Raw genomic sequence first — 9,971 nt, forward strand, 5'->3', positions numbered from 1 at the left:
CAATATTTTAAAGATAATATAATATTATAATAATAAAATGAAATTACGAAGCTACGTTAAAAAATAAATTTAATGAGGATGTGGGGCTAAATGAGTAAATTAGAAGAAATAATCGAATATAACAGGAGATTTGTTGAAAACAAAGATTATGAACAATATGTAACAACTAAGATACCTAAGAAGAAAATGGCCATATTATCATGTATGGATACTAGATTGACAGAGTTACTACCAAAGGCAATGAACATAAAAAATGGTGATGCAAAAATAATTAAAGATGCAGGGGCAACTGTTATGCATCCATTTGGTGGGGTAATGAGAAGTATATTAGTCGCGGTGTATGAGTTTGGTGCAGAAGATGTTTTTGTAATAGGGCATCATGGCTGCGGAATGAGCAATCTGGATACAAGAAGTCTTGTAGATAAAATGATAAATAGAGGCATAAAACAAGAAACTATATTAACCTTAAATAATGCAGGGATTAATGTTGAGAAGTGGCTTCGTGGATTTGAATCGGTTGAGGAGTCGATAAAGGAAAGTGTAAGAATGATAAAAAATCATCCATTATTTCCTAAAGAAGTAAGGGTGCATGGATTACTTATTAGTCCTGAAACAGGAGAACTTGAAGTTATAATAAACGGAGATAAACAATAATTCGTGACAAATAGTAAGTAATAAATGATAAGATTTAGGAGGAAACTCCAAGGAGAAGGTTCTGAGTCTCCTGTAAAATATTAATTGTGATATTAAGGTTTTTCTTCCTAAACTTTCCACTCTTGGTTTGTTATTTATCACTAGCATCTGTTTCGAGTATGTGTTTCCAATATCTTTTTGGCATCATTCTGCGCTGCAATCTAAGATTCGTTCTTTCTTCAATAGTTGTTGCTTTAAAATAAGTTTTCCAAAGTTCTGTATATTCATCCTTATGAAGTCTAAGCTTTTCATATATATCTGCAGCTATTTCTATAATTTCGTAGGAAATGGTATCATATATTAAAGCTTTTTCTCTAAAAATATCATGAATAATAAAATACTCCTTAGGAAACCTTTTCTTAAAATGTTCTCCAATAAGTTCTAGAATATCATTGTCAGGTTCTATAGACGCATATAAGAATTTTTCATCAAGATAATTAAATCTTATAAAACCTTCAAAGTTGTGACATTCAAACATAACCCGTCTGTTTATATCATCAACAAGCCTTATTACATCAATATTAAGAAAACTGTGAACCTCATGCTTAAGCTTAAATGCTATCTTCAAATAATTAAAGATGAGAATGGATTTATCTTTATAATTGCTTAAGTAAGTCATGTATATTTTTTTTAATGCAAGAAGATCTATCGTATTTATAATTGCATTTTTGACTTTATTAAATTTAATTTCATCAGTGGTCACTTCAATAATTTCTCCTAGTAAAAGAGGGATATTAGATTCAGATTTACTATAAATAAGTTCAGGTGGATTCTTTGAGTAAAAGCCATTATATACGGCAGTTAATAACCCTTCAAAAGTATTGTCATAAATGTAAATTAACATAATTAAAATTCTCCGTTTATTGCAGTAATTTTTTCACTTAAGCTAATAGTATTAATTTTAGGTAATAAAAAATTTGATGATACATTTTTACTGTGGTTAATTGCATTAGAAGAAAAATCATAACCATTAGGAAGGAAAATTCCAGAAGGTGTATATGTTTCATCTAACGAGAAGCTGTCAAAAAATGATATCTGATCAGGATTTATATTTGCAGTTTTTGAAATAGAGCCTTCTAAGAGTTTATTTTTTATTCTAATATGATCAAATAAAACATTACCATGATATTTACCGTTGCAGGTAATAAAATATTTTGCTCTTTTAAGGGTTACCCTAAGTTTTCTCAAGTCTTCAAAGGTCAAGTTATGAACTCTCCTAATTTTTAAGATTTTTTTAGCCGAAGTAACACCTATACCAGGGATGCGTAATAATTTCTCATAAGGAGCTTTATTAATTTCTACAGGAAATTCATTTAAGTTTGATAAAGCCCAGTAAGTTTTAGGATCAAAATTTAAATCAAAATTGTCATCATCATTTTTTAAAAGTTCTTTCGCCTTAAAGCCATAATATCTAAGAAGCCAATCAGCCTGGTAAAGTCTATGCTCTCTAAGCATAGGTGGATGAGTTATATCTGGAAGCAGTTTGTTATCCTTAATTACAGGAACATAAGCAGAGTAATAAACTCTTTTTAAACTGTACTTGCTATAAAGAGCTTCTGAAAGCTTGAGTATTTTTCCATCATTTTCAGGAGTAGCTCCAACAATTAGCTGAGTACTTTGTCCCCCAGGAACAAAAAGGGGAGTACTCTTTATGTTTTTTTTCATTTCAGTATAATTATTTATGGAATTTTTAATTACGCTCATTGGTTTTAAAATTTTATCTTTACTTTTTTGAGGAGCTAAGAGTTTAAGGCTGTCACTTGAGGGAAGTTCTATATTAACGCTCATTCTATCAACATAGATTCCGGCTTTTTCAATTAAAGCTTCATCAGCACCAGGTATCGCTTTAAGGTGAATATATCCATTAAATTTTTTATCAATACGAAGTTTTTTCACAGTTTTAAGTAATAGCTCCATAGTATAGTTAGGATTATTGATTACAGCAGAGCTTAAAAAAAGTCCTTCTATATAATTACGTTTGTAAAAATTGATAGTAAGCTCACAAACTTCATCAGGAGTAAAACTAACTCTTAAAAAGTCTCTTGAGGCACCATTTATGCAGTATTTACAGTCGAAAACACAATCATTAGAAAATAATATTTTAAGCAGGGAAATGCAGCGGCCATCAGGGGTGAAGCTATGGCAAATACCACTTTCAGAAGCATTACCTATTCCATTATTAGTATTCTTTCTTTTAGAGCCGGATGAAGAACATGATACATCATATTTAGCTGCATTAGATAAAACTTTTAATTTTTCCATTAGGTCCATTATCTTAACACTCCTTTATAAGTGAGGATTTATAGAACATACATTTGTATAATATTATATACGAATGTATGTTCTAATTCAATAAGTAATTTTAACCTAGATTTTACTTATAATACGCGTATTTCTTCATTATTTAGATTTAGTTTTTATAAAATTATTCGATAACATAATTATTGAATATATAGATATATAACTTAGAAATTTGATTTGTATATAAAATAATTATCTATTCTTATTAAATTTTTGTGATTTCGGTAAGTTACCACATAAGTTAAGTTCAAAGATTGATATCTATAACAAATATTGGAGGGATATATATGATTAATGTTTTTAAAAGAAAAAGTACAGAAAATGAATTTGTTGAAGAAAAACATTTAGATGAAGAAAAAATTCAAACTCAAACAAAAAATACTGATACAATAGAATTTTTAAAGAAAATTAGTGTTCAGATTGAAGATATAATAAATCAACATAATAAAGTTAACAGTGAACATGATGTGCTTGCAGAGTTAGCTGGACAAATTGAAAAGCAAATGAAAATAGTATTAAATTTAACTGAGCAGACTAATAGTTCAACAGATGAGCTGCATAGCCAAGGAGAAAATTTGTTAAATGCTACAAAAAATACTGTAGGAAAATCAATTGAAGGTAAAGAGTCAATTGAAGGAATGGTTAAGGTAATTGAAAACCTAGACGTAGAAACGAAAGATACCTATAAAAATATTACTTCTTTAGGTGAAAAACTTAAGGAAATTGGAGAAATAGCTCAATTGATTAGTGGAATAGCATCGCAAACAAATCTTCTTGCGCTTAATGCAGCAATAGAAGCTGCCAGAGCGGGAGAGCAGGGAAAAGGTTTTTCAGTAGTTGCCGATGAAGTTAGAAAATTAGCAGAAATGACTGGTGAAAGCAGTAGTAATATAACTAAGTTAATCAGCGGAATAGATACACAAACAAGAGAGGTATTGAAGAGTGTTGAAAAAAGCACATTAGTAGTAACAGAAGGTGTAACCTCATCAAAAGGTGCACTTGAAAAGATAGAGGAAGCCTTAAATTCATTTAATAGTGTTGAAGGTGAAGCAGGAAAATTAATTAACACAATTAACTCACAAAAAAATAATGTTGATAAAACATTTAATACAATAAACGAAGTTAATAATATTCTTACAGTAACTAATAATCAAATTACACAACATATTGAAGAAGCAGGAAAAGTAGATAAGAAATTAGAAAAAAGCGTATCTCATATATCTGATTATGTGAGAGGATAATTAATAAACCAAAATCATCTTAATAGAATATCAGTTATATATATATTGCAATGTACAGTTTACAATTGTACATTGTAAATTTTTAATTGCAACATATATAGTTACTATAGAATCTAAATTAAATACTTAAACATAAAAACAAGCTTTAATTCTATAAGCTTGTTTTTTTTCTAATATTAAATAAGTAAGATGCAAAAAATTAAATTTTATGATTATATAGAATTTACAGTATCGCGTTCAATTAAAGAATTTATGAGTGTTATACGCTTACTTAAAGAATTGTTAGAATCTATTTTTTCTAATAATAAAATGGCTGCATTTGTTCCAAGGAGAAACATATTTTGATCGATGGTAGTCAGTTTGGGTTCTACAAATTTGCTTAAATCTATATTATCAAATCCTATTATAGATAATTTAGCAGGTACTTCTAAATTTAATTTCTTGCATGCATTAAGAACTCCAACAGCCATAAGGTCATTACATGCAAAAACAGCAGTAGCAGAAGAAATTTTTAATACATCTATAAAAATATTAAGAGTATTATCAACAGTTTCGCTGCTGTTTCCATTACCTATGTTGATAATATTTTCAGGTTTAAAATTATTTAGTGCTGTCATTGTTTCTTTATATACTTTTTCTTTTACATCGTAAGAGTAGCTATCTTTCCCCCTGACAAATAAGATATCTTTATGATTGTTTTTCAAGAGGTGATTTAATGCCATACTCGCTCCCATGGCTTCATCATTGGAAACAGATGAAATATTTGCAGACACTGAATGTCCATTGACAAAAACTATGGGAGTATGCTTTGATATATTATTATAAAATTTAGATTTAATATTTTCAGTATTTGGATCTATAACAATTATTCCGGATACATTTCTAGATAGTAAATTATTAATACATGTTTGTTCTTCTTTTTTATCATTTTCGCTGCAAACTAAAACTAGAGATTGAGAATTAAGTTTTAGGATGTTTTGTATACCATTAATAACTTCGGGGAAAAACATATTATTAATACTTGGAACTACAACACCTATAGTAGATGATTTCTGCCTGGTAAGCTCACGTGCCTGCATGTTAGGAATAAATTTTAGTTCTTCTATTACTTCTAAGACTCTTTTTTTAGTTTCTTCTTTTACAGGATAATTCCCATTCATTACTCTAGAAACAGTTGCAACGGATACATTTGCTTTTTTAGCCACATCTGCTATAGTTAATTTCATAATTATTCCACCTCATAATGTATTTTGCTATATTCATAAAATATTAAGTTATATATAGCATCTCTGATGTATTACTTTATATGACTTACAAATTTATCAAAAGCAGCAAGGCCTTGTTCATTTCTTTTAAATACTCCAGCGTGGCATAATACTTCTAAAAATTTAAAACCAACTTCTGATTTTAATATATCGTAAGCATTGTCAGAAGATATATTAGGATATTTTTTTAGAAGATGTTTATACCAATCTGAATGTTTTGATACAGATTCCTCATTTGAAATATCTGCTACATTATTAATTAATTTATCTCTTAATATATTCAGTTCTGTTTTCAATCTTGCAGGAAGAACTGCAAGCCCCATGACTTCTATAAGCCCTATATTTTCTTTTTTTATGTGATGAACTTCGTTATGTGGATGAAAGATACCAAGTGGATGTTCATCACTCGTTCTGTTATTTCTAAGTACTAAATCAAGTTCGTATTTACCATTTCTCTTTCTTGAAATAGGAGTTATGGTATTATGAGGTTCATTTTCAGTATGACTTAATATATTTACAGATTCATCAGAATAATTTCTCCAGGAAATTAATATGCGGTCTGCTAAATCTAATAATAGATTTTTATTTTTACTAGAAAGTCTAATAACAGACATAGGCCATTTTACTCTGCCTATTTCTACCTCATCATATCCTGCAATAGAATAACTTTTTTCCACAGGAGCTTTTTCCATGGCAAAAGTATAATGCCCGCCTTGATAATGATCATGAGAAAGTATAGAACCGCCAACTATAGGAAGGTCTGCATTAGAACCGGCAAAATAGTGGGGAAGTATGTCTGTAAATATTAATAGGTTTCTAAAAGTATCCTTATTTATTTTCATAGGTATATGGTTATCGTTTAAGATTATACAATGCTCATTATAATAAGTATAAGGAGAGTATTGTAAGAAATACTTTTGATTTTCTCCAAAGTCTAAAGGAATAATTCTATGAGTTTGCCTGGCAGGATGATTTAAAGTGCCATAAAAACCCTCATTTTCTTTACATAATAGACATTTTGGATAAGAGCTTGATTTAATTAATTTAGCCTTGGCTATATCTCTTGGATCTTTTTCTGGTTTAGACAGATTTATAGTTATATCTAGATCACCATACTCGGTAGGTGCTTTCCAGATAATATTCTTATCAATTCTATCTTTTCGTATGTAATTTGAAGCTATGCTTAAATTATAATAATATTCAGTAGCCCTTTCAGGGGATGAATTATATAATTCATCAAATTTATTTATGACTTCTGAAGGTCTTGGCATTACGCAGTTCATGATTTTTGTGTCAAATAAATCTCTTTCAGTAGTAGTATTTTCTAGTAAATCCTTTTCAGAAGCATAATCTAAAATGTTTTCTAAAATAGGTGCTGAAGTTTCTAAATTTTCTTCAACCTTAATGAATTCAAATTCATTTAAATTTAATGTACCAAGCAGCATATTTGTGGAATAAATGACATCTTCAGTAGTTATAAGTTTTTTATTTAATGCAAAGTTTATAAGTCTGTTTATTTCAAGGTTTATATTTACCATTCTAAAACCTCCTAGATTTTTAGTGATAAGTTATAAATGATAAGTTATAAGTTAAAGATGAAATCCCCAACTTGGGGATTTCTTAAAATGTTTTTTGAAAAGCATTTGGCTTTTCTTCTTTGAACTCATAACTTCTAAATTATAATTCATAACTATTATTTATTATCTGTCTTCAAAGCCATTTGGATGAGTTTTATGCCATCCCCAGGCAGTACTTATTACATCTTTAACATCTGTATATTTAGGATTCCAGCCTAATATTTTCTTTGCTTTTTCGTTTGAGGCAATTAATCTTGCTGGATCGCCAGCTCTTCTGTCACCTATAATGACTTTAATTTCTTCATTAGTAGCTTCTTTCGCTGAATCTATCATTTCTTTTACGCTAAAGCCAACTCCATTACCTAAGTTAAAAATATTACTTTCATTACCCTTTAGTAAATAATCAACAGCTTTTATGTGTGCATCTGCTAAATCAAGTACATGAATGTAATCTCTAATGCATGTTCCGTCTGGAGTATCGTAATCTTCTCCAAAAACAGTGATGGCATCTCTCTTTTTTAGAGGAACTTGAAGAATTAATGGTATTAGGTGGCTTTCAGGAGAGTGATCCTCACCAATGCTTCCATCTTCTATTGCACCAGCTGCGTTAAAATATCTTAAAGAGACAAAAGTTATTCCATGAGCCTTATTAACCCATTTCATCATTTTTTCCATAGTAAGTTTTGTCTCACCATAAGTGTTAGTAGGATGTGTTTCATCATCTTCAAGTATAGGAATTTTCTTAGGTTCTCCATATACAGCTGCAGTGGAAGAGAATACAATATGCTTAATATCGTGTTTTACCATGCTTTCAAGTAAAATTTGCATACCATATACATTATTATTGAAATATAATAATGGTTTTTCCATACTTTCTCCAACTAGGGAATTAGCAGCAAAATGTATTATAGCTTCAATATTATTTTCAGAAAAAACCTTATCTAAAAATTCAGAATCTCTTATATCACCTTTGTAAAATTTTGCTTTTGAATTTACAGCTTTGATATGGCCTGATTGTAGGTTATCAACTACAATTACATCTTTATTTTGTTTTATAAGTTCATGTACTGTATGTGAACCTATATATCCAGCTCCGCCACAAACTAAAATTGACATATTAACATCTCCTCTATTCTTAAAAATATATACTCTAAAAAGCTAATTCATCTAAATTTACACTATATTGTAATAATTATCAACAGCATAACTTTAAAAATGAGAAGTTTAATAAATTTAGAGCATATATATTATGATAAACCTCTTTTGTTACAATTCAACGTATAGAGTATAAATTTTTCATGTGCCTAAATTAATTTTCTTGCACCATCTGAGATACTAACAACATAGAAACTTGGTTCATAGCCTATTTTGTCAGTATATTCTTTTTTAACTTTTTCAATAAAAGAATCGATGCAGTTTTCTTGCACTATATTTACTGTACAGCCACCAAAGCCTGCACCAGTCATACGAGCACCTATTACACCTTCTGTTTTCCAAGCTAAAGAAACTAAAGTATCTAATTCTACACCAGTAACTTCATAATCATCTCTCAAGGAAACATGAGAATCATTCATAAGTTTTCCGAATAATGATAAATCATTTTTTTCTAGGGCTTCTACTGCTTTTAATGTTCTTCTATTTTCATAAACTGCATGCTTAGCTCTCTTTATTTTTATTGGATCAGAAATGCAATTTTTTATTTGCTCAAATTCTTCTTCTGTAAGCTCACCAAGAGAAGTTATATTTTTGATTTTTTGAATTTCTGCTAGGGCAGTTTCACACTCACTTCGTCTTTCATTATATTTTGAATCAGCTAATCCACGTTTTTTGTTGGTATTGGCAATTACTATTTTATAGCCGTCCATATTTATATTACTGTAAGAATAATTTAGTGTGTTGCAATCTAGAAGAATGGCACAATTATCTTTTCCCATTCCAACAGCAAATTGGTCCATTATTCCACAATTCACACCTATAAATTTATTTTCGGCTTCTTGACACATTTTAACTATATCAACCATATCAATGTTTAAGCTAAATAGGTCATTTAGTATAACTCCCATTAATACTTCGATTGAAGCAGAGGAAGATAAACCAGAACCATTTGGAATATTACCATAGAAAAGTATTTCAAAACCAGCAGGAATATTAAATCCATGATTTTCAAAAGTTTTAATTACTCCTTTAGGATAATTAGCCCAATCATGTTGTTTGTTATAAATCATATTTTCTAAACTAAATTCTATAATTCCTAACTCTTTAAAGTTTAAAGAACTAACTAATACATTTTTATCTTCTCTTTTTCTTACAAGGGCATAAGTTCCAATAGTAAGAGCACATGGGAATACATGACCTCCATTATAATCAGTGTGTTCACCAATTAAATTAACTCTTCCTGGTGAGAAGAAAACATTTTCATTTTCCTTATTAAATAGTTCGATAAAATTATTTTTTAACACATTAATATTTTCCATACTTTATTCCTCCTTTATAATTCTATAGTAACCGCTTACTATAAAAAAGTAAATAGTTATGAAAAAATTTTTTATAATTAATTTCTAGATATAAAATAAAGTGACTAATCTATTAGGAAACAACAGCTTTTAAGCGACCTGACTTATATACTAAGTATATATAGTAATCAGTTTCTATATTGTGTTTTAATTCATATGTATTATTTTCTACAGCAGCTACAATATAGATATTCAAATGGAGAATTTGATATATACATTGGCCCAAAGGTTATAAATTAAAAGACTTACCCAAGTGTATGAATCTATTTCTTAATTTCAAAATTTATATATATAGCATTTGTGCATTTAAGTTAGAGTTTTGTGTATATCTATACTAGAAATCATATACATTTTTGTGAAGCAGGCATTTGAAATTGAGCT

General features: G+C 29.0%; 8 protein-coding genes. 2 read left to right on the forward strand and 6 right to left on the reverse strand.

Translation table 11 applies throughout. From position 1 onward, the window contains the following. Positions 1–90: 90 nt before the first annotated feature. Positions 91–654: a carbonic anhydrase gene (locus CLOBL_RS20715; protein WP_009168572.1), complete on the forward strand. Its 564-nt coding sequence runs from the start codon at positions 91–93 to the stop codon at positions 652–654. Positions 655–784: 130 nt separating this feature from the next. Here CLOBL_RS20715 and CLOBL_RS20720 read toward each other — a convergent pair whose 3' ends face one another. Both CLOBL_RS20720 and CLOBL_RS20725 read right to left on the reverse strand, forming a co-directional pair. Next, positions 785–1,537, reverse strand: coding sequence for a TIGR03915 family putative DNA repair protein (locus tag CLOBL_RS20720; RefSeq protein WP_077860762.1), 753 nt, complete (start codon positions 1,535–1,537; stop codon positions 785–787). Between the two features lie 2 nt (positions 1,538–1,539). Beyond that, positions 1,540–2,964, reverse strand: a complete 1,425-nt coding sequence (locus tag CLOBL_RS20725; RefSeq protein ID WP_077860763.1) for a putative DNA modification/repair radical SAM protein — start codon at positions 2,962–2,964, stop codon at positions 1,540–1,542. Positions 2,965–3,281: 317 nt separating this feature from the next. Here CLOBL_RS20725 and CLOBL_RS20730 point away from each other — a divergent pair, with 317 nt between their 5' ends. Continuing rightward, positions 3,282–4,235, forward strand: a complete 954-nt coding sequence (locus tag CLOBL_RS20730; RefSeq protein ID WP_077860764.1) for a methyl-accepting chemotaxis protein — start codon at positions 3,282–3,284, stop codon at positions 4,233–4,235. Positions 4,236–4,447: 212 nt separating this feature from the next. Here the strand turns inward: CLOBL_RS20730 and CLOBL_RS20735 are convergent, their stop codons facing one another. The 4 genes from CLOBL_RS20735 to CLOBL_RS20750 form a co-directional block, all read right to left on the reverse strand. After that, positions 4,448–5,461 (reverse strand): LacI family DNA-binding transcriptional regulator, encoded by a 1,014-nt coding sequence (locus tag CLOBL_RS20735; RefSeq protein WP_077860765.1) that lies wholly within the window; start codon positions 5,459–5,461, stop codon positions 4,448–4,450. A gap of 71 nt (positions 5,462–5,532) precedes the next feature. Then, the gene (gene galT, locus CLOBL_RS20740; RefSeq protein ID WP_077860766.1) at positions 5,533–7,038 is read right to left on the reverse strand and encodes a UDP-glucose--hexose-1-phosphate uridylyltransferase; all 1,506 of its coding nucleotides are present in this window, start codon (positions 7,036–7,038) and stop codon (positions 5,533–5,535) included. A 162-nt stretch (positions 7,039–7,200) separates the two neighbouring features. Then, a complete protein-coding gene (galE, locus tag CLOBL_RS20745; protein WP_077860767.1) occupies positions 7,201–8,193 on the reverse strand; it encodes a UDP-glucose 4-epimerase GalE in 993 nt (330 codons plus the stop codon). 188 nt (positions 8,194–8,381) lie between these two features. Then, positions 8,382–9,551, reverse strand: coding sequence for a galactokinase (locus CLOBL_RS20750; RefSeq protein ID WP_077860768.1), 1,170 nt, complete (start codon positions 9,549–9,551; stop codon positions 8,382–8,384). Positions 9,552–9,971 lie beyond the last annotated feature (420 nt).

Source organism: Clostridium sp. BL-8, assembly GCF_002006495.1.
Classification (GTDB): domain Bacteria; phylum Bacillota; class Clostridia; order Clostridiales; family Clostridiaceae; genus Clostridium.